Origin of the sequence: Mesorhizobium sp. M1E.F.Ca.ET.063.01.1.1 (assembly GCF_003998155.1) — a bacterium.
Lineage (GTDB): Bacteria > Pseudomonadota > Alphaproteobacteria > Rhizobiales > Rhizobiaceae > Mesorhizobium.
The window spans coordinates 1-18,715 of sequence record NZ_RZSC01000043.1 but is presented as its reverse complement, the minus strand read 5'-3'; the positions used below and the strand labels follow the sequence as shown (position 1 = coordinate 18,715).

General features: G+C 64.6%; 19 protein-coding genes and 1 pseudogene. 10 read left to right on the top strand and 10 right to left on the bottom strand.

Annotated elements, in window-relative coordinates; all coding sequences use genetic code 11:
* Positions 1-41: 41 nt before the first annotated feature.
* Positions 42-134: pseudogene (locus tag EOA29_RS43990) on the top strand (hypothetical protein); the annotation flags it as partial.
* Between the two features lie 130 nt (positions 135-264).
* Positions 265-849 carry an MlrC C-terminal domain-containing protein gene (locus tag EOA29_RS06220; protein WP_348628858.1) on the top strand — a complete coding sequence of 195 codons (585 nt, stop codon included), beginning with the start codon at positions 265-267 and terminating at the stop codon, positions 847-849.
* 168 nt (positions 850-1,017) lie between these two features.
* Here EOA29_RS06220 and EOA29_RS06215 read toward each other — a convergent pair whose 3' ends face one another.
* The 6 genes from EOA29_RS06215 to EOA29_RS06190 all read right to left on the bottom strand — a co-directional run bounded on the left by EOA29_RS06215 (position 1,018) and on the right by EOA29_RS06190 (position 6,424).
* Entirely contained in the window at positions 1,018-3,072 is a 2,055-nt protein-coding gene (locus EOA29_RS06215; RefSeq protein ID WP_126091289.1) for a M3 family metallopeptidase, read from the bottom strand.
* 129 nt (positions 3,073-3,201) lie between these two features.
* Positions 3,202-3,618: a DUF4440 domain-containing protein gene (locus tag EOA29_RS06210; protein ID WP_126091290.1), complete on the bottom strand. Its 417-nt coding sequence runs from the start codon at positions 3,616-3,618 to the stop codon at positions 3,202-3,204.
* A gap of 7 nt (positions 3,619-3,625) precedes the next feature.
* The gene (locus EOA29_RS06205) at positions 3,626-4,270 is read right to left on the bottom strand and encodes a carbonic anhydrase (RefSeq protein ID WP_126091291.1); all 645 of its coding nucleotides are present in this window, start codon (positions 4,268-4,270) and stop codon (positions 3,626-3,628) included.
* A 151-nt stretch (positions 4,271-4,421) separates the two neighbouring features.
* Positions 4,422-5,216 (bottom strand): DUF429 domain-containing protein, encoded by a 795-nt coding sequence (locus EOA29_RS06200; RefSeq protein WP_126091292.1) that lies wholly within the window; start codon positions 5,214-5,216, stop codon positions 4,422-4,424.
* A gap of 59 nt (positions 5,217-5,275) precedes the next feature.
* Positions 5,276-6,160 carry a pyridoxal kinase PdxY gene (gene pdxY / locus EOA29_RS06195; protein WP_126091293.1) on the bottom strand — a complete coding sequence of 295 codons (885 nt, stop codon included), beginning with the start codon at positions 6,158-6,160 and terminating at the stop codon, positions 5,276-5,278.
* A gap of 12 nt (positions 6,161-6,172) precedes the next feature.
* Positions 6,173-6,424, bottom strand: coding sequence for a hypothetical protein (locus EOA29_RS06190; protein ID WP_126091294.1), 252 nt, complete (start codon positions 6,422-6,424; stop codon positions 6,173-6,175).
* 153 nt (positions 6,425-6,577) lie between these two features.
* Here EOA29_RS06190 and EOA29_RS06185 point away from each other — a divergent pair, with 153 nt between their 5' ends.
* From EOA29_RS06185 to ppa, 5 genes are all read left to right on the top strand, one after another.
* Complete coding sequence (locus EOA29_RS06185) at positions 6,578-7,222, top strand: LemA family protein (protein WP_126091295.1); 645 nt, start codon at positions 6,578-6,580, stop codon at positions 7,220-7,222.
* 197 nt (positions 7,223-7,419) lie between these two features.
* Entirely contained in the window at positions 7,420-8,232 is an 813-nt protein-coding gene (locus tag EOA29_RS06175) for a YgcG family protein (protein WP_189350475.1), read from the top strand.
* 5 nt (positions 8,233-8,237) lie between these two features.
* Positions 8,238-8,876 carry a TPM domain-containing protein gene (locus tag EOA29_RS06170; protein WP_126091297.1) on the top strand — a complete coding sequence of 213 codons (639 nt, stop codon included), beginning with the start codon at positions 8,238-8,240 and terminating at the stop codon, positions 8,874-8,876.
* A 149-nt stretch (positions 8,877-9,025) separates the two neighbouring features.
* Positions 9,026-9,532: a GNAT family N-acetyltransferase gene (locus EOA29_RS06165; protein WP_126091298.1), complete on the top strand. Its 507-nt coding sequence runs from the start codon at positions 9,026-9,028 to the stop codon at positions 9,530-9,532.
* A 178-nt stretch (positions 9,533-9,710) separates the two neighbouring features.
* A complete protein-coding gene (gene ppa / locus EOA29_RS06160; protein ID WP_126091299.1) occupies positions 9,711-10,244 on the top strand; it encodes an inorganic diphosphatase in 534 nt (177 codons plus the stop codon).
* Between the two features lie 61 nt (positions 10,245-10,305).
* On the opposite strand, the gene EOA29_RS06155 is transcribed toward ppa, so the two are convergent.
* Both EOA29_RS06155 and EOA29_RS06145 read right to left on the bottom strand, forming a co-directional pair.
* A complete protein-coding gene (locus EOA29_RS06155; protein ID WP_126091300.1) occupies positions 10,306-10,896 on the bottom strand; it encodes a hypothetical protein in 591 nt (196 codons plus the stop codon).
* A 289-nt stretch (positions 10,897-11,185) separates the two neighbouring features.
* On the bottom strand, positions 11,186-11,803 hold the full coding sequence (locus EOA29_RS06145; protein ID WP_126091301.1) for a TetR/AcrR family transcriptional regulator: 618 nt from the start codon (positions 11,801-11,803) through the stop codon (positions 11,186-11,188).
* A gap of 78 nt (positions 11,804-11,881) precedes the next feature.
* Here EOA29_RS06145 and EOA29_RS06140 point away from each other — a divergent pair, with 78 nt between their 5' ends.
* Together EOA29_RS06140 and EOA29_RS06130 are read left to right on the top strand one after the other, a co-directional pair.
* Positions 11,882-13,165 carry an MFS transporter gene (locus EOA29_RS06140; protein WP_126091302.1) on the top strand — a complete coding sequence of 428 codons (1,284 nt, stop codon included), beginning with the start codon at positions 11,882-11,884 and terminating at the stop codon, positions 13,163-13,165.
* A gap of 258 nt (positions 13,166-13,423) precedes the next feature.
* On the top strand, positions 13,424-14,998 hold the full coding sequence (locus EOA29_RS06130; RefSeq protein ID WP_126091303.1) for an alkaline phosphatase: 1,575 nt from the start codon (positions 13,424-13,426) through the stop codon (positions 14,996-14,998).
* Positions 14,999-15,252: 254 nt separating this feature from the next.
* Here EOA29_RS06130 and EOA29_RS06120 read toward each other — a convergent pair whose 3' ends face one another.
* Positions 15,253-15,534: a hypothetical protein gene (locus EOA29_RS06120; protein ID WP_126091304.1), complete on the bottom strand. Its 282-nt coding sequence runs from the start codon at positions 15,532-15,534 to the stop codon at positions 15,253-15,255.
* A 201-nt stretch (positions 15,535-15,735) separates the two neighbouring features.
* Between EOA29_RS06120 and typA the strand changes: the two genes are divergently transcribed.
* Positions 15,736-17,565: a translational GTPase TypA gene (typA, locus tag EOA29_RS06115; RefSeq protein WP_126091305.1), complete on the top strand. Its 1,830-nt coding sequence runs from the start codon at positions 15,736-15,738 to the stop codon at positions 17,563-17,565.
* A gap of 56 nt (positions 17,566-17,621) precedes the next feature.
* Here typA and EOA29_RS06110 read toward each other — a convergent pair whose 3' ends face one another.
* A complete protein-coding gene (locus EOA29_RS06110; RefSeq protein ID WP_126091306.1) occupies positions 17,622-18,248 on the bottom strand; it encodes a DUF1062 domain-containing protein in 627 nt (208 codons plus the stop codon).
* Positions 18,249-18,715: the final 467 nt, after the last annotated feature.

Genomic DNA, 18,715 nt, shown 5'->3' with positions numbered 1-18,715 from the left:
GCAAGGACGGCGTGCTGTCGGTCTCGGTCATCCATGGCTTCATGGCCGCCGACGTGCCGGAGATGGGAACGCGCATCCTGGTCGTCACCGACAACGACAAGGCAAAGGGCGACCGTCTCGCGGAGACGCTGGGGCGCGAGCTCTACACCCTGCGCGAGAAGACCGCGATGACGATGCTTTCCGCCGCCGCCGGGGTTGTCCCATATGTCGGCGATGACCGCCGGCTTGTCTTGTCTTTCAGCGCGCACGGCAAGCGCCCGCTCGATGCCGGCGGTCATCGCCGACATATGGGACAACCCCGGCGGCGGCGTGCCGGGCGACGGCACCATCGTGCTGCGCGAATTGTTGGCGCGCGGCGTCGACAAGGTCGGCGTCGCGACGATCTGGGACCCCATCGCGGTGACTTTCTGCCATGCCGCGGGTGAGGGCGCGGTCATCGACCTGCGTTTCGGCGGCAAGGCCGGTCCCCAGGCCGGCGAGCCCATAGACGCGCGCGTCACAGTGTTGAAGGCCGTCGGCGAAGGCTGGCAGAGTTTCGGGCCGAGCCGGGTGACGCTGGGGCCGTCAGCGGTGGTTCGCATCGAAGGCACCGAGGTCGACGTCATCCTCAACACCAACCGCACCCAGACCTTCGAGCCGGATATTTTTTCCAACATCGGCATCGATCCGCTGTCGAAAGACATCCTGCTGGTCAAGTCGACCAACCATTTCTACGCCGGCTTCGCGCCGATCGCCGCCGAGATCATCTATGTCACGGCGCCGAGCTCCTATCCGAGCAATCCGGCGAAGACGGATTATAAGAAGCTGAAGCGGCCGATCTGGCCGAGAGTGGCGGATCCGTGGAGCTGATAAGTCTCCCCCCTTGAGGGGGAGATGTCGCCGAAGGCGACAGAGGGGGTCGCCTCAACTGCCGCGACGCCCCGCAGTGGCGAGGGAGGAGGTCGGCACTCTACGCGCAGCGACCCCCTCTGGCCGCTTCGCGGCCATCTCCCCCTCAAGGGGGGAGATTTGCAGGCGCTACACCAACCCTCTTTTCACCATCATCGCCTCGGGCGACGGCATCTTTCCGCGAAACGCCGTGTAGAGCTCTTCGGGATCCTTCGAACCGCCGGCGGCGTAGATGTTCTTCCTCAGCCGCTCAGCGAGTTCGGGATTGAAGGCATCGCCGGTTTCCTCGAAGGCCGAGAAGGCGTCGGCGTCGAGCACTTCCGACCACATGTAGGAATAGTAGCCGGCTGAATAACCATCGCCCGAAAAGACATGGCCGAAATGCGGGGTGCGGTGGCGCATCGCGATGGTGTCGGGCATGGCGAGCTTCTCGAGCGTTTCGGCCTCGTATCGAAGCGGCTCAGCCGGCGCGTCCGGACACGCGTGGTAAGCCATGTCGATCAGAGCCGAGGCGGTGAATTCGACCGTGGCGAAGCCGGCGCCGAAAGTGCGGGCGGCAAGCATCTTGTCGAGCAGGTCTTTCGGCATCGGCTTGCCGGTCTTGACGTGCAGCGCGTGCTTTTCCAGCACCGCCGGCACCGTCAGCCAATGCTCGTAAAGCTGTGAGGGGAGTTCGACAAAGTCGCGGCTCACCGAGGTTCCGGAGACTGATGGCCAGGTGACGTCGGTCAGCATGCCGTGCAGCGCATGGCCGAATTCGTGGAACAGCGTCTTTGCCTCGTCGACCGACAGCAGCGCCGCCTCGCCGGCCGGCGGCTTGGCGAAGTTCATGATGTTGTAGATCACCGGCTTGGCGCCCGGCCCAAGCTTGTAGCCGGATTTCAGCGCGCTCATCCAGGCGCCGGAGCGCTTTGACGGCCGCGCGAAATAGTCGGCCAGGAACAGGCCGCGCTCGCCGCCGTCGGCATTCTTCACCACAAAGACGCGCGCGTCGGGATGCCAGGCCGCGATGCCCTTCTTCTCCTCGAAGCTGATGCCGAACAGGCGCGTGGCGACGTCGAAGCAGGCGTCGATGACGCGATCGAGCTGCAAATAGGGCTTCAATTCGGCCTCGTCGAAGGCGAATTTCTCGGCGCGCAGCTTCTCCTGATAGAAGCGCCAGTCCCACGCCGCGAATGTCTCGTTGCTGCCGGCTTCCGTTGCCAGCCGCTCCAGCTCCTTCTGGTCGGTCGCTGCCTTTTTCAGCGCCTTTTCCCAGACAGGGTCGAGTAGGTCGTGCACCGCCTTCGGCGTCTTCGCCATCGTGTCATCGAGCTTCAGCGCCGCGAAAGACTCGTAGCCGAGCAATTTGGCCTTCTCGGCGCGCAGTGTCAGCATGTCGCGCACCACATCCGTGTTGTCGGTGGCGCCGCCATTCTGACCGCGCATCGTGAAGGCGCGGAAGGCTGTCTCGCGCAGGTCGCGGCGCTCGGAAAAGGTCGAGAACGGCTCGTAGATCGAGCGCGACAGCGTCACCGCATAGCGGCCCTTCTGGCCGCGCATCTCGGCGGCTTCCGCCATGGCGCTCTTCAGGAAATCCGGCAGGCCGGCGAGATCGGCCTCGTCGAGGAACAGCGCCCAGTCGCGCTCGTCGGCCAGCACGTTCTGGCCGAATTTGGTGCCGAGCGAGGACAGCTCCTCGTTGATGGCGGCGAGCCGCTTCTTGCCCTCGGCGTCCAGTTTCGCGCCCGACCGGACAAAGCCCTTCCAGGTCTTTTCCAAGACGCGCAGCGTTTCCGGATCGAGCTCCAGGCTCTCGCGGCGCTGGTAGAGGTCGTCGATGCGGGCGAACAGCTTCTCGTTCATCGAGATCGCCGAGAAATGCCGCGACATCTTTGGCGAAACCTCGCGCTCCATCGCCTGGATGGTGTCGTTGGTGTGGGCGCCGGCGCGGCACCAGAAGATCGACGAGACATGGTCCAGCGGCTCGCCGGCAAGCTCAAGTGCTGCCAGCGTGTTGTCGACGGTCGGCGTCTCGCCGTTGCCGGCGATGGCGTCGATCTCGGCCTGATGCGCCTCCAGCGCCGCGTCGAAGACCAAGCCAAAATCATTGTCGCCGATGCGGGAGAAATCCGGCAGGCCGAGTGGCCCTTGCCAAAATGTCAGCGGATGGGCGGCGAGGTCGACGGTCTTTGAAGATGACATGAGCAATTCCGGAGGGCTGAATGAGGCGAGGTGCCTCGGATGTAGGGCGATGCTTCCTGTCGCGCAACAAACTGATTGCGCAATTCCGGACGGAAACCGCTATGCGCTTTTCCTGGAATTGCTTTGTGCTTAGTAAGCGCTGCAGTCCTGCGCGATCGCCGTCTGGGTGCTGGCGGTGATGCGGCCGGCAAGGACGGTGAAGGTCTCGCGCATCAGCGTGTCGTTTTCCGGGAAGTCGTAGCAGGCGAGCACGGTGGTCTCACCGTTCTCGCTTTTCTCGATTCGGTGGCGGATCGCGGCGCCCGCGACCGCGTCTTGCCACTGGTCGATCGAGTCGATGAATTCCTGCTTGTTCTGAACGACGCCAAGGTCCTCGAGCGTCATGCGCGCGTCGTCGGCAAGCAGGGCCGACAATTCGGCGCGGTCGGCGGCGAGCAGCGCCGCATACCAGCGGTCGATGACGGCGCTGTCATCGGCGCGAGCGGCAAGGAGAGAGAACAGCAGCGCGACGGTGGCAAAGACGGCATGGCGAAAATGACGATGCATCCTAGCCTCACTCCATTTCCAGCCGCTCGAAATCGCCGGTTTCCTTGTTCATCACCCAGAGCTCGCCGGTCGAGATGTCGAACCAGGCGCCGTGCAGCGTGAGCCTGCCCTTGCCCTCGAGGATCGAAACGCAGGGAAAGGTCCTGAGATTGGCGATCGAATAGCGGATCGAGATGCGCTCCAGCGCGGTCTGGCGCTCCGTCGCCGTCATGAAGGTGCTCGCCGTGACGGTTTCGGCAGCCGGCGCGATCAGGCTCATCCATTTGCCGATGAAATCGCCGGGCGACAGCGGCGCCGAATTGGTGTCGAGCGCGGCGCGGATGCCGCCGCAGCGGCCATGTCCCATCACCACGATGTTCTTCACCTTCAGGCTCTGCACGGCGAATTCGAGCGCGGCCGAGGTCGAGTGGTACTCGCCGTCCGGCTCGTAAGGCGGCACCAGGTTGCCAACATTGCGCAGCACGAAGAGCTCGCCGGGGCCGGCATCGAAGATCGCTTCCGGCGCCGAGCGGGAATCGCAGCAGGCGACGATCATCGTTTCGGGCGCCTGGCCGTCGCGCGCCAACGAGCGGTAGCGTCCGCTTTCGGCGGGATAGCGGCCGTTCATGAAGTTGCGGTAGCCGGTCAGCAGGTGCTCGGGGAGGTGAGGCATGGGCAGCTAGAGCCTTTCCGGGGGGTTGGAGGCGGCAGCTCGTTGCGATCGAAAAAAGGCTCTAACGGCAAAAGCCGGTCGCGAGCAATGCCGAATTGCGGATGGCAGCGTCGCAAACGCATGCCGCCAAAGCCGCGCAGCCGATCTTGCCTCAAGCCCAGATGGCGACGGGAATGCCGAAACGGTCGGTCAGCGGCGGGTCGGGCGACGGCCGCGCCTCGCCGCTGGCGATCCGTCCGGCAATCAGCATCATGGCCGCCGCGTCGAGGAAGTCGTCGCTTGCCGCACCTTTCGGCGGCGGCTGGTCGAGAAAGGCTTTCTCGTAGCCGTGCCGGCAGAGCAGCGCCTTGCGCTCGTCCATGCCGGCCGGGTTGACCGCGCCCTTGATCTTCTTCGGCAGCGCCATCGCCGCGCCGCCGTTCAGTCGGCAGAAGGCCACTTCAGGGTGCGATTCGAAGATGCGACCCCGCAGATCCGACCGCTCGATCAAAAGCGCGTCGATCTCGCGGATCTTCGCAAAGATGCCGAAAGCCTGGATGGAAACGCCGCGCGGCGGATCGGAGGTGGCCATCGCCACCGCGCTCGCCCGCCGGTGCGCCGCGTACCAAGCCTCGACCGTGGTGAAGTCGCTGGTGTCGGCATAGAGCGCCGCGCGCGAAGGGATGGCAAAGACGCTCGACTGCCGTGCTCCGAGCAGCGGCCGCACCAGCGCCTCCGGCCCGCGGCCGCCCCGGCGGGAAAGATCCGGCAGGCCGATCGGCATGTCGACGGCGATCGTGGCATCGGGCAGGGCGTCAAGCAGCGCCTGGAAGCGCGGGAAGACCGAGACCAATGGCGCGGCATCAGCAGCGCGGTGGACGGCGATCCAGCCGGCCTTGCAGCCGTCGACGCCGGCCAGAGCGGGATGCAGGTCTGCATCCCGCTCTGTCTGTTTGTTTAGCCGCATTTCTGCGACGCCGAGTGATTCCACTTGGCTGCAAAATGCTTTGGCGCCGCCGCCTGGCGTCACGCCCGCTTGTCCCGTCCGGGATGGAGGAGATGGCGAAGCTGCACCATGGCCATCGGATGCGACAGGCTCTGCGCGTCGGTCTCGAGCTGCAGCTCGTCGCCGCCGCGTTTTGCGGTGCGCGCCAGGATTTCGTAGACGGCGGCCGTGGTCGACTGCAGGGCCTTCAGAGGCGGCTGGCCGGAGAGGATACGGGCGAGATAGATGGCGGCCGTCAGGTCGCCCAGTCCGTTCGGCGGCTTCTCGATCACGCGGTGCTCTGCAAGCAGCGCCTGGCTGCCGTCGAGCAGGAAATTGCCGGTACCGCCAGCCATCATCGACGGCGCCGAGGTGACCAGCATGGTGGAAGGGCCGGCGTGAAGCGCGGCCGCCATCACCGACTTGATGTCGGGCAGCGGCGCGCCGGCCATCCATTCGAGCTCGTAGCGGTTGGGCGTGGCGATGTCGGCGATCGACATCAGTCTGTCACGGAGCGCTGCGGCCGTCGATTCCGGCACGTAGAGCCCGCCCGAATCGCCCATGACAGGATCGCAGACATAAAGGGCGCCTGGCGTCTTCGTCTTGACGGCGGCGACCAGCGAGGCGACGGCCTCGGCCTGGCCGGCCTCGCCGAGATAGCCCGAGAGCACCGCCGTGACCTCGCCCAACCAAGGCGCGCGCTCGAGATCGGCCATCAGCGCCTTGAACTGGTCAAGCGGCGGCACAATGCGGGTGGCGCGGCTGTGGCCCGGGTGCCAGGGCAGGATGACGGTGGGTACCGCCCAGACCGGAAAGCCCAGTGTCTCGAGCGCGAAGACCGCGGCGCGGTTGCCGACCGAGCCGCGGGCGACATGGCTGGAGATGACGATGACCGCACGCGGCGCGCCGGTTTTTTCTGCATTCATGGAAGTCGATTCCTAACCGCCCCGCGTGGCGACATACACCAGCCAGGCCAACAGCCCAATGGCGATGATGAGGCCGAGCGTTCGGCCAATGCGGGTGCCCCAAACTTCGATCGGATCGGATCGGTCGGCATCCGCGGCGGTCACGTGGTCGCGCGCGCCCTTCGCGGTGCGGGTGATGAACGATGCGCCGCCCGGCGCCGTCTCGCGCGCCACGCGCTCGAGGATGCGGCGCGATTCGCTTTCGTCGTCCCGGCGCTCGGTCATGGCAAATGTCCTTTCCTGTCGGGAGCTTAGCGTGTTCGTGCAAGCATTCACAGGGGTTCACGGCCGGCCAGAAGCAACATCACGGCCGGGTCATTTTCTTGCGCGCGGATTGTGCTATTGCTTCGCATGCAACTTTGACCCGAGGGACCAATCATGTTTGCCCAGCGCCTTTCCTTACCCTCCGCTTTTCGTAGCTTGCCTGCCTTGCTGATGATGGCTTTCGTGCTGCCGCTGCTTGCCGGCTGCGGCTACAACACCATCCCGACGGCGGAGGAGAACGCCAAGGCGGCCTGGAGCGAGGTGCTGAACCAGTATCAGCGCCGCGCCGATCTGATCCCGAACCTTGTCGAGACGGTCAAAGGCTATGCGTCGCATGAGAAGGACACGCTCGACGCGGTCGTCGAGGCGCGCGCCAAGGCAACGCAGATCACGGTGACGCCGGATACGCTGAAGGATCCGGAAGCCCTCAAGAAGTTCCAGGATGCCCAGGCTGGGCTGACGGGCGCGCTGTCGCGGCTGATCGCGGTGTCGGAAAACTATCCCGACCTCAAGGCCAACCAGAATTTCCTGGCGCTGCAGGCGCAGCTCGAAGGCACGGAAAACCGCATCGCGGTGGCGCGCCGCGACTACATCCAGGCGGTCAAGGACTACAATCTGACGCTGAGGACCTTCCCCTCGGTGCTGTGGGCGACCTTCTGGTTCCGCGGCAACGAGCCGTTCGCCAACTTCACCGTCGAGGAAGACAAGATGCAGGTGCCGAAGGTGAATTTCGGCACGAGCACGAAGCAGGGCGGGTGAACTGACCTAATAGATCGAGCCTGCTGGCCTTGCGCTCCGTCCCACCCCCCTCTGTCCTGCCGGACATCTCCCCCGCAAGGGGGGAGATTGGCCGTCATCTGTCCTTTCGCCAATTTCCGTCGTCTGAGGGAGATGGCCGGCGGCGAAGCTGCCAATCTCCCCCCTTGCGGGGGAGATGGCCGGCAGGCCAGAGGGGGGTGCGCAGGAACACCTTCATTGGCGGCTTGCTTAGCCTCCTCTTCTTCCTCCTCCCGCTCGCAGCCCTTGCCGCCGACCTCCCCGCCCTTACCGGCCGCGTCGTCGACAATGCCGGCATCATCGATGCCGGCACACGCGCGGCGCTGACCCAGAAACTCGCCGATTTCGAGAAGAAAGGCTCCGACCAGATCGTCGTCGCCACCATCCCCAGCCTCGGCGGCGAGGAGATCGAGCCCTACGCCAACCGGCTGTTCCGGTTCTGGAAGCTCGGCCAGGCCAAGGAGAACAACGGCGTTCTGCTTATCGTGGCGCCGAACGACCGCAAGATGCGCATCGAGGTCGGCTATGGGCTGGAAGGCACGCTGACCGACCTGCACACCAAGCTGATCATCGAGAACGACATGGTGCCGGCCTTCCGCGCCGGCGACTTCTCCGGCGGCATTTCAAAGGCCGTCGACGACATGATCATGGTGCTGGAGGGCAATCCGGAGGAGCTGGAAGCGCGCGGCAAGCGCAACGAGCAGGCACCGTTCAATTCCGACGATCTGTTCTTCGCCATCTTCATCACCATCTGGGCGCTGATCTTTTTCGGCAGCATCGCGCTGACGGTGCTGCCGCCGATCTTCGGCCAGAAGATCGGACCGGGCCGCTATCGCTGGCTCGGCATGACCTTCGAGCCGGGACGGCGATCCTCCGGAGGTGGCGGCGGCTGGTCGTCGGGCGGCGGAGGCTGGTCCTCTGGCGGCGGTGGCGGCGGGTTTTCCGGCGGCGGCGGCTCGTCGGGCGGCGGCGGTTCTTCGGGGAGCTGGTGAGGACCATGGCAACGCGACCGATCAGCCCTGAGGACCATGACCGCATCGCCGGCGCGATCCGCGCCGCCGAGGCGAGGACGGACGGCGAGATCTACTGCGTCGTTGCGCAAACCAGCGACGGCTATTTCTTTCCGGCCGCGTTCGCGGCGGCTATAGCCACGCTCATCGTCAGTCTCGCGGTGGCCTATGGGCTGGAAGCCTGGTGGTTGACCATCCGCCTGCCGCATTTCGTGCTTGCCCAGCTTCTGTCGCTGGGCTGCATGCTCGCGCTTCTATGGGCGCTGCCTGGCTGGCGCATCCATCTTGTGCCGAGGCGGCTGCGCTACCAGGCGGCGCATGCCAACGCGATGAAGCAGTTCCTGGCCCGCAACGTCCACCGCACGAGCGCGCGCACCGGCGTGCTGATCTTCGTCTCGATCGCCGAGCGCTATGCCGAAATTGTCGCCGACAGCGGCATCGATGCCAAGGTCGGCCAGCATGTCTGGGATGGCGTTGTGCGGGACCTCACAAGGCACGCCGGCGACGACCGGCTCGCCGATGGTTTCGTCAAGGCGATCGAATCAGTAGGCGCGGTGCTTGCCGAGCATTTCCCGGTCACCGCCGGCGACGCCAACGAGCTTGACGACCACCTCGTCGAAATCTGACAGGGCCTAGGCTGCAAACCCTGGCTTTGACGGCGGCGCGAGGCGGTTTTCAGCGCTTCCGGCGCCGACAAGTTGGCCTGTGCGAAAGCGCGGGCGCGACGGAGCGGACTCTTTGCAATCGGGCGACGCGGGTTTATGGTTAACCAATCATGAACACGCTGACGATCGATATCAGGAAAGCCGACCCTCGCGATGCAGCCGCCATCGCCGAAGTGCATCAGGAGGCATGGCGCGGCGCCTATTCCGGTATCATCCCGCATCGCACGTTGACCGCCATGATCAACCGCCGCGGCCCCGACTGGTGGGCGAACGCGATTCGCAAGGCGGCAACGGTGCTGGTCGTCGAAATCGGCGGCACGATCGCCGGCTATGCCACGATCGGCAAGAACCGCGCCCGCGAGCTGAGGCAGCAGGGCGAGATCTACGAGCTTTACCTGCGCCCGGAATATCAGGGCATCGGGCTCGGCAGCCGGCTGTTCAAGGCGGCGCGGACGCGCCTGGCCGACCACGGCCTCAGAGGCCTGGTGGTGTGGGCGCTGGAAGACAATTACAACGCTTTAGCCTTCTATGCCGGCAATGGCGGCCGCGATATCGCCGAAGGCGTCGAGGTCTTCGAGCAGAAGGCGCTGAAGAAGGTGGCTTTCGTCTGGGAATGACGGGCGCCGCCTGATAAGCGTCGTTCTTCCAAGACCGCTGCGCACGTCGGGTGACACGCATCAGGTTACAATCCATCACAAAGTGTGCGCTTCCATCAGCGTTCAGCACCATTCGCCGCATTGCACCATGACGCGTGTCCCGCTATCGGTCTGACAAGATCGAGAGGGATTTTGAGCCATGCGTATCGCAGCGATTTCCACCGGAAAGAACCCGCCTGAAGACGTCAACGTCATCATCGAGGTGCCGATCGGCGGCGAGCCGATCAAATATGAGATGGACAAGGAGGCCGGCACGCTGTTCGTCGACCGCTTCCTGCACACCTCGATGCGCTATCCCGGCAATTACGGTTTCGTGCCGCACACGCTTTCCGGCGACGGCGACCCGATCGACGTCCTGGTCTGCAACACGCGCGCGCTGGTGCCGGGCTGTGTCATCAATGTGCGGCCGATCGGCGTGCTGATCATGGAAGACAATGCCGGCCAGGACGAGAAGGTGATCGCGGTTCCCTCGCCCAAGCTCACGCTGCGCTACGAGAACGTCACCGAATACACCCACCTGCCTGACATCACGCGCCAGCAGGTGCAGCACTTCTTCGAGCACTACAAGGACCTCGAGCCCGGTAAATGGGTCAAGATCGAGGGCTGGCACGATTCCAAATACGCCAAGAAGATGATCGTCGACGCGATCGAGCGGGCGAAGGCGGCGAAGTAGGCGATCTCATTTTGAGCTTGATCTTGCCCAAAAACCGGTTCCCACTTTTTGGGATCAAGCTCTAATTATCCACCCGGCCGAAGTCCGGCACTTTGCCGATCACTTCGCGCTTGTCCTTGCCGCAGGCAAAGCCCTTCGCCTTTTCGTCGGCGAGCTTGCGCGCCTGGTCGTTGGCTTGGGGGTTGCCGGTGGCGAGCACCAGGCCGACCGTGCAGCCCTCGTGCTCTTCCGGCTGCGCCACCTTGGCGACGACCAGCACCTCGGTCGGCTTGTTCTCGGCGTCGGGACTGCTGATCTCGCGACGGTGAATGACGGCGAAGGGCACCGCCTTGTCGCCGTTGGTTTCGATCCGCCACTCGACCTTCGGACCGGAGGTGTTGAGCCCGGAAAAACTCTCCCAGACGGCGGTCATGTCGTCGGAGGGAAAGCCGTAATAAACGGACTCGCGGGCATCGTCATAGCCGATCAGCACCGGATAGCCGCGATAGCCGGCACAGGCGAGGCTCGCCCAGTCGCCGTCGCCTTCCTCCGACTGCGCATAGGTCACGCAGTCCTTCTTCCAGTCGAGATCGGTATAGGCGCTGGAAATGTCGCCGGCATGCGCCGCCTGGCAGAAACCGGCGAGGGCAAGCGGGATCAGAAGCGCACGCATGGCGAGGTGTCTCCGATGGAGGTACGTGAGCGTAGCGTCAAAACTGACGCGGGCCTAGGGCGCGGCGGCTGCCAAGCGCCCGTTGTCGGCGTCTGCGCCGCCCCTCATCCGCCTGCCGGCACCTTCTCCCCGTATAGTGACGGGGAGAAGGGAGCTGGGGCGGCCTCGGCACCCTTCCTTCAACGCTGGCGATTGGCGAAATCGCCGGCGGGAGCGCCCCTCTCCCCGTGACTATACGGGGAGAGGATGCCGGCAGGCAGGTGAGGGGCAGCGCCCAAGCTCGAGATTGTTATTTCTTCAGACTGGCTTCGATCAGGAGATCGGCGTTGCGGGCGACCGATGCCGCCGGTCCGCCGAGCCCGAAAAGCTGGCCGCTGATATAGGCGCCCTCGATCAGCAGCAGCAGCCCGTCGCCGAGCGTGTCGGAATCGCTGGCGCCCATCGCCGCCGCCATGGCGCGCAGGCGCCGGCGCAGCTCCATTTTGTTGTTCTCGCTCACCACCCGCGCAGGATGCCCGTGCTCGGGATATTCGACCGCCGCGTTGGTCATGCCGCAGCCGCGATAGTCCGGTTTCTGCGTGCGTTTGCCGACGCGGGTCAGGAAAGCGATGATCTGGGCGCGCGGGTTGCCCGGATGCGCGTCGACGGCCTCGTCGAAGCGCTCCCAGAATTCGAGGTCGTACTTGCGCAGATAGGAGGCCGCGAGCTCGTCCTTGGACGGAAAGCTGCGGTAGAGGCTGGGCTTGGTGACGCCGGCGCGCCTGACGATCTCGTCGACGCCGATCGCCCGGATGCCCTCGCGATAAAAAAGATCGCGCGCCACGTCGAGGATCTTGTCGGCGGCCTTCGGCGCCGGCGCGGCACGGGCCTCATTCACCGACGCTTCAATTTTATTGTCCGATGGCATTCAACAAACTCGCTTGACAATGTTACTGACCGGTACGTATGCATGGCGCCATCCCATTGCAACGTACCGGTCAGTAACATGATAGCTCAGTCCCGTCCGTTTGGCCAGCGCTACGCCTTTGTCGTCGTCGCCGTCATTTTCCTCTGCCTGCTGATCGCCGCCGGGCTTCGCTCGGCACCTTCCGTGATGATGCTGCCGCTGGAGGCGAGCTTCGGCTGGCGGCGCGATGTCATCTCGTTGTCCGCCGGCGTCGGCATTCTGCTTTACGGCCTGACCGGTCCTTTCGCCGCGGCACTGATGGAGCGCATCGGCTTGCGCCGCACGTTGCTTGCCTCGCTGCTGATCATGTCGGGCTCGACGGCGCTCAGCCTGTTGATGACCGAGCCATGGCATCTCTTCATCACCTGGGGCGTGTTTTCCGGCATCGGCTCGGGCGCGGTGGCGAGCGTGCTCGGCGCCACCATCGTCAATCGCTGGTTCAAGACCAATCGCGGCCTGATGATGGGCCTGATGTCGGCTTCGAGCGCCACCGGCATGCTGGTGTTCCTGCCGCTGATCGCCTCGCTGGCGCAGGCCGGCGGCTGGAAGCCGGTGGCGATCGCCGTTGCCATTGCCACTGCTGCGCTTGTGCCCATCGTCTTCCTGCTGGTGCCGGAACGCCCGGCCTCGATTGGCCAGGTGCGTTTCGGCGCCGACGCTGACGATGTGCCGCCGGTATCGCCGGCCTCGCAGGGCAATTTCCTGACGCATACGCTCTCCACGCTGCGCCGTGCCGCGGGTACCAGGGTGTTCTGGTATTTGTTCGCCACTTTCTTCGTGTGCGGCTTCACCACCAACGGCCTCGTCGGCACGCATCTCATCGCCTTCTGCGGCGACATGGGCATCGGCGAAGTGCAGGCTGCCGGGCTGCTGTCGATGATGGGCATCTTCGACCTGATCGGCACGACGCTGTCCGGCTGGCTCACCGACCGCTTCGATCCGCGCAAGCTGCTCGGCGTCTATTATGCGGTGCGCGGCCTGTCGCTGATCTATCTGCCCTATTCCGGCTTCTCGGCAGTCAGCTTGATCATCTTCGCCGTGCTCTACGGGCTCGACTGGATCGCCACCGTGCCGCCGACGCTCAGGCTCGCCAACGAAGCCTTCGGCGACCGCAGCGGACCGATCGTCTTCGGCTGGATCGTCGCCGGCCACCAGGTGGGCGCGGCAGCGGCCGCCGCTTTCGGCGGCACGATGCGTGAACTGCAGGGCAATTACGAGCTCGCCTTCATGATCGCCGGCATGACGGGCATCGCCGCGGCGTGTATTTCGCTGTTGATCAATACGAGCAAGCCGGCGTTCGAGCCGGAGCCGCAGGCGGCTTGAGGCACGGCTTCCCCTTCTCCCCTTGTGGGAGAAGGTGTCGCCGCAGGCGACGGATGAGGGGTGTTCCAGGGAAAGCCGACGTCTCACTCCGCTGGAACACCCCTCATCCGTCTCGGCGCTGCGCGCCGATCCACCTTCTCCCACAAGGGGAGAAGGGTATGCCTGTTCACTGTTATCAAAACTTCATGGTTCCGATATGCGCCTGAAACATTGAGGCGTGAGCTTGGCGGTCCCGTTCAACGCCATCCGGAGACCGCCATGAACAAGATCTCGTTGACCCGCCGCGCTTTCATCACCTCAGCCAGCGCCTTCGGCCTTGTCGGCGCCTCCGGGCTCGCGCTGCCCTACTATTCCCGCGCCAGTCAGCGCCCGGCCTTCACCCACGGCGTCCAGTCCGGCGATGTCGACGCCACCTCGGGCATGGTCTGGACCCGCACGGACCGCCCGGCGCGCGTCATGTACGAAGTGTCGACGACTGAGAGCTTCGCCGATGCGACGAGGCTTGCGCCGCTCGATACCTCGCCGGCCAGCGACTATACGGTGAAACGGCTGCTCACCGACCTAGCCTCCGACCAGGACATCTTCTACCGCATGACTGCGGCCGACCTTTCCGACATCAACGCCGTCTCCGAGCCGATCGTCGGCCGCTTCCGCACCGCGCCGGCCTCCAAGCGCGACGTGCGCTTCGCCTGGTCGGGCGACACCGCCGGCCAGGGCTGGGGCATCGACGAGACCGGCATGAAGACCTACTCGACCATCGCCAAACACACGCCGGACTTCTTCCTGCATTCCGGCGACACGATCTATGCCGACGGCGCCATGAAGGACGAGGTCGACCTGCCCAGCGGCGGCAAGTGGAAGAACGTCGTCATGATCGACGGCAAGCGCAAGGTGGCCGAGACGCTGGACGAGTACCGCGACCAGTGGAAATACAACATGATGGACAAGCACGTGCTGGGCCTCTCCGCCATCTGCCCGACCTTCTATCAGTGGGACGATCACGAGGTGCTGAACAACTGGTCGGATTCGAAGAACCTGACGGCCGACAACCGCTACACGGAAAAATCCATCCATGTGCTCTCGGCTCGCGCGGCGCGCGCCTTCCACGAGATGACCACCATCCGCTACGAGCCGTCGGAGCCGGGCCGCGTCTACCGCAGAATAGCTTACGGCCCGCTGCTCGATGTCTTCTTCCTCGACATGCGTTCCTATCGCGGCCCGAACGGCCCGGACATGGAGGAAACGCTGACGCCGAAGTCGCGCATGCTCGGCGAGCAGCAGACCAAGTGGCTGAAGCGGGAACTGGCGAATTCCAAGGCGACGTGGAAGATCATCGCCGCCGACATGCCGCTCGGCCTCATCGTCTGGGACGACGCGGCCAAGAAGGCCGGCGCCGAGGCGGTCAGCAACGGCGACAATGGCGCGCCGAAGGGGCGCGAGCTCGAATTCGCGGACCTGCTGCGCTACATCAAGAACGCCGGCATCACCAACACGGTGTGGCTCACCGCCGACGTGCACTACACGGCGGCGCACTACTACAATCCGGACAAGGCCAAGTTCCAGGATTTCAATCCGTTCTGGGAGTTCGTCTCCGGCCCGATCCACGCCGGCACGTTCGGCCCCAACGATTTCGACATGACCTTCGGTCCGGAGCTGAAATTCATCAAGGCGCCGACCGCCGAGCAGGGCCAGAACCTGCCGCCGTCGGCCGGGCTGCAGTTCTTCGGTCTGGTCGATATTTCCGGCGCCACCGAGCAGCTCACCGTGCGGCTGATGGATCGCGACGACAACGAGCTTTATAAGGTCACGCTCGACCCGGTGCGGTCGGCATAGGAGATTCTACACTTCGGAGCGTTGCGGCGATGCAGAATTTTGACGTTGGAGGGACAGCACCCCCCTCTGTCCTGCCGGACATCTCCCCCGCAAGGGGGGAGATTGGCAGCTCCGCCGCCGGAGCGTTTTCTGCAACGTTGGCGATTGGCGAAAGCCGGGGCGACATCTGATCTCCCCTCTTGCGGGGGAGATGCCCGGCAGGGCAGAGGGGGGTGTGCCGGAGTGCTACCCTTGCCAGATAGCCGTCGCGAAGATCAATCCGGATAGCAGGTCGCGGGAATGTTCGGCCAGACGGCAGTGTCGCAGTTGGCCGCCTTCTGACGCTGCTTGAAAGCGGCGCTGACCGGGCCGGTGACGATCGGGTCGACGCCGTCAGGGGCGTCGGCGAACATCTGCTGCGCGGTCCTGGCGTCGGGCGGCTGGATGGAACCGGTCTCTCTCAGAGCCGTGGCCGACTGCGCCACACCGGCCGCAAGCAGCACGCCAAGCGCCGCCCATGCGAAAACCGGACGCAATCTGGACATCTGATCGGTCATGAACATCGAACTGCCCGGCCCCTCAAAGGTTCCGCCTTGGTTAACAGAATCATTTCACACCAAGACGTTTAAGAATCAGTGACCATGTATTTGGGGCGGGGCCTCCCCTTTCGCAATTGCGAAAAACCTTGTATGAGCCGCGCAACCGAAAAAGGCGGCGCTTTTGGGCCTGCTGCCTGCAACGCTCCCGAGACCAGACAAATGAACCTCCGCAATATCGCGATCATCGCGCATGTCGACCATGGGAAAACCACCCTCGTCGACCAGCTTCTCAAACAGTCCGGCGCCTTCCGCGACAACCAGCGCGTCGCCGAACGCGCCATGGATTCCAACGACCTCGAAAAGGAACGCGGCATCACCATCCTGGCGAAGGCGACCTCGGTCGACTGGAAGGGCACCCGCATCAACATCGTCGACACGCCCGGACACGCCGACTTCGGCGGCGAGGTCGAGCGCATCCTGTCGATGGTGGATTCAGCGATCGTGCTGGTCGACGCCGCCGAAGGGCCGATGCCGCAGACCAAATTCGTCGTCGGCAAGGCGCTCAAGGTGGGCTTGAGGCCGATCGTCGTCATCAACAAGATCGACCGCCCCGATGCCCGCCATATCGAGGTGGTCAACGAGGTGTTCGACCTGTTCGCCGCGCTCGACGCCACCGACGAGCAGCTCGATTTCCCGATCCTCTACGGTTCGGGCCGCGACGGCTGGGTGTCGGAAAACCCGGAAGGCCCGAAGGACCAGGGACTGGCGCCGCTGTTCGACCTCGTCGTCAAGCATGTGCCGGCGCCGACCGTGCATCCCGGTCCATTCCGCATGATCGGCACCATCCTGGAAGCCAATCCGTTCCTCGGCCGCATCATCACCGGACGCATCGAGTCCGGCACGCTGAAGCCCAATCAGGCGGTCAAGGTGCTGCACCACGACGGCACGCAGATCGAGACCGGACGTATCTCGAAAATCCTCGCCTTCCGCGGCCTCGAGCGCCAGCCGATCGAGGAAGCGCAGGCGGGCGACATCGTGGCGATCGCCGGCCTCTCCAAAGGCACGGTCGCCGATACGTTCTGCGACCCGACGGTGACCGAGCCGCTGCACGCGCAGCCGATCGATCCGCCGACGGTGACGATGTCCTTCCTGGTCAACGACAGCCCGCTTGCCGGCACCGAGGGCGACAAGGTGACCAGCCGCGTCATCCGCGACCGGCTGCTGCGCGAGGCCGAAGGCAATGTCGCGCTGAAGATCGAGGAATCGCCGGAGAAGGATTCCTTCTTTGTCTCCGGCCGCGGCGAATTGCAGCTTGCGGTGCTGATCGAGACGATGCGTCGCGAGGGCTTCGAGATCGCCGTGTCGCGGCCGCGCGTCGTCATGCAGAAGGGCGATGACGGCCAGTTGCTGGAGCCGGTCGAAGAAGTCGTCATCGACGTCGACGAGGAGCATGCCGGCGTCGTCGTGCAGAAGATGTCGGAGCGCAAGGCCGAGATGGTCGAGCTGCGCCCCTCCGGCGGCAACCGCCAGCGCCTCGTCTTCCACGCGCCGACGCGCGGCCTGATCGGCTACCAGTCGGAGCTGTTGACCGACACGCGCGGCACCGCCGTGATGAACCGGCTGTTCCACGCGTATCAGCCGTACAAGGGTGAATTGCCCGGCCGCACCAACGGCGTGCTGATCTCCAACGAACAGGGCGAGTCGGTCGCCTACGCGATGTGGAACCTGGAAGACCGCGGTCCGATGATCATCGATCCGGGCGTCAAGGTGTATCAGGGCATGATCATCGGTATCCATAGCCGCGACAACGACCTGGAAGTGAACGTGCTGAAGGGCAAGAAGCTCACCAACATCCGTGCCGCCGGCAAGGACGAGGCGGTGAAGCTGACGCCGCCGGTGCGCATGACGCTGGAGCGCGCGCTGGCCTGGATCCAGGACGACGAGCTTGTCGAGGTGACGCCGAAGACCATCCGGCTCAGGAAGCTCTATCTCGATCCGAACGAGCGCAAGCGCTTCGAGAAGTCGGCCAAGGTGTTGGGCGCAGCGTAAGCCTTTTTCGCAAGCGGTCATTTGAGGGAGGGGGCATTGCTCCCTCCCTTTTCGTTTCATCCGCATGCGGCCGAGACGATGGCGTCGCGGTCGGCTTCGCTGGAAAGATCGATGCGGACCGCCATGCCGTCGCGCGGCGGCCTGCGCAAGGCCCTGGCGCCGTCAGGTTCGACAGCGAGCGTGCGCCGCTCTTCCCAATTCTGCAGTCTCGACCGCGAGATGCCGAGTTCGCCGGCAAGCAGACGGTCGAGGCGCAAAGGCGTCGCGGCGTCGAGCCGAAGTGCGAGCCAAAGCGCGACAGCGCTTTCCGGCCTGCCATTCAGAAGCTCCTTTCGGATCGAGACATCCGGAAATTCCTCGATCCGTCCGATCCGGCTCCGTAGTGCCGTGGCATTGAAAGCATGGCTGCGCACGAGCGCCGGATCGTTGCTCTCGAGCGCCGCCAGCAGCGCCGGTTCGATGTTGCGGCGGTTGCAGCGCTCAAAAATGGTGCGGTTCCAGGAATTGTCGCAGTCCGTGCAGCGGTAGATCAGCCAGGCATCGATGCGCTTGCCGTTGGCGTTGACGCGGAATCTGCCGCTGCATCGATAGGGTCTGATACCGCCGCAGCGGTTGCAGTTGATGAGAGGTCGAGGCGCGATTTTCGGCGCGATCGCCCAGCGGATACGCAACAGTCCAGACATGCCGGTAGGCCCTTCCCGTCGGGAAGTCCGTCAGGCCGGCGATGTCCGAGATGCCCGCGCGGGCACGGTGTGGCGAAAGGCTGTTTTGTTGGATGTCAGGCGTCGGCGCGGATTGCGCGACAGCGGCTCAGCAATGCCAAACCGGTCTCGAAACCGCCCGCCTGAAGAACACATGAAAATGATACAGGTGCCGCCAAAGCTGCGCCTGCGGTGCTTTCGGGGAGTAGACGAGACCGGCGATTACTGAGGCAAAGTGAAGCTCGAAATGGATGTCGGGACGGTTCTTCTAGCCGCGCGATGGCGGAGGAGCAAGAGTCCGCTTGGCTGGGGGCGATGGCTCAGAGCCAGCTACTTCGGATGCTTGCGCTGCCCCTCATCCGCCTGCCGGCACCTTCTCCCCGTCACTAATACGGGGAGAGGATGCCGGCAGGCGGATGAGGGGCAGCGCCGACACTGCTTCATAGGGG

Coding starts and splice junctions, on each gene's coding strand:
- EOA29_RS06220 (WP_348628858.1), top strand. CDS start 265: ATGCCGGCGGTCATCGCCGACATATGGGACAACCCCGGCGGCGGCGTG.
- EOA29_RS06215 (WP_126091289.1), bottom strand. CDS start 3,072: ATGTCATCTTCAAAGACCGTCGACCTCGCCGCCCATCCGCTGACATTT.
- EOA29_RS06210 (WP_126091290.1), bottom strand. CDS start 3,618: ATGCATCGTCATTTTCGCCATGCCGTCTTTGCCACCGTCGCGCTGCTG.
- EOA29_RS06205 (WP_126091291.1), bottom strand. CDS start 4,270: ATGCCTCACCTCCCCGAGCACCTGCTGACCGGCTACCGCAACTTCATG.
- EOA29_RS06200 (WP_126091292.1), bottom strand. CDS start 5,216: ATGCGGCTAAACAAACAGACAGAGCGGGATGCAGACCTGCATCCCGCT.
- pdxY (WP_126091293.1), bottom strand. CDS start 6,160: ATGAATGCAGAAAAAACCGGCGCGCCGCGTGCGGTCATCGTCATCTCC.
- EOA29_RS06190 (WP_126091294.1), bottom strand. CDS start 6,424: ATGACCGAGCGCCGGGACGACGAAAGCGAATCGCGCCGCATCCTCGAG.
- EOA29_RS06185 (WP_126091295.1), top strand. CDS start 6,578: ATGTTTGCCCAGCGCCTTTCCTTACCCTCCGCTTTTCGTAGCTTGCCT.
- EOA29_RS06170 (WP_126091297.1), top strand. CDS start 8,238: ATGGCAACGCGACCGATCAGCCCTGAGGACCATGACCGCATCGCCGGC.
- EOA29_RS06165 (WP_126091298.1), top strand. CDS start 9,026: ATGAACACGCTGACGATCGATATCAGGAAAGCCGACCCTCGCGATGCA.
- ppa (WP_126091299.1), top strand. CDS start 9,711: ATGCGTATCGCAGCGATTTCCACCGGAAAGAACCCGCCTGAAGACGTC.
- EOA29_RS06155 (WP_126091300.1), bottom strand. CDS start 10,896: ATGCGTGCGCTTCTGATCCCGCTTGCCCTCGCCGGTTTCTGCCAGGCG.
- EOA29_RS06145 (WP_126091301.1), bottom strand. CDS start 11,803: ATGCCATCGGACAATAAAATTGAAGCGTCGGTGAATGAGGCCCGTGCC.
- EOA29_RS06140 (WP_126091302.1), top strand. CDS start 11,882: ATGATAGCTCAGTCCCGTCCGTTTGGCCAGCGCTACGCCTTTGTCGTC.
- EOA29_RS06130 (WP_126091303.1), top strand. CDS start 13,424: ATGAACAAGATCTCGTTGACCCGCCGCGCTTTCATCACCTCAGCCAGC.
- EOA29_RS06120 (WP_126091304.1), bottom strand. CDS start 15,534: ATGACCGATCAGATGTCCAGATTGCGTCCGGTTTTCGCATGGGCGGCG.
- typA (WP_126091305.1), top strand. CDS start 15,736: ATGAACCTCCGCAATATCGCGATCATCGCGCATGTCGACCATGGGAAA.
- EOA29_RS06110 (WP_126091306.1), bottom strand. CDS start 18,248: ATGTCTGGACTGTTGCGTATCCGCTGGGCGATCGCGCCGAAAATCGCG.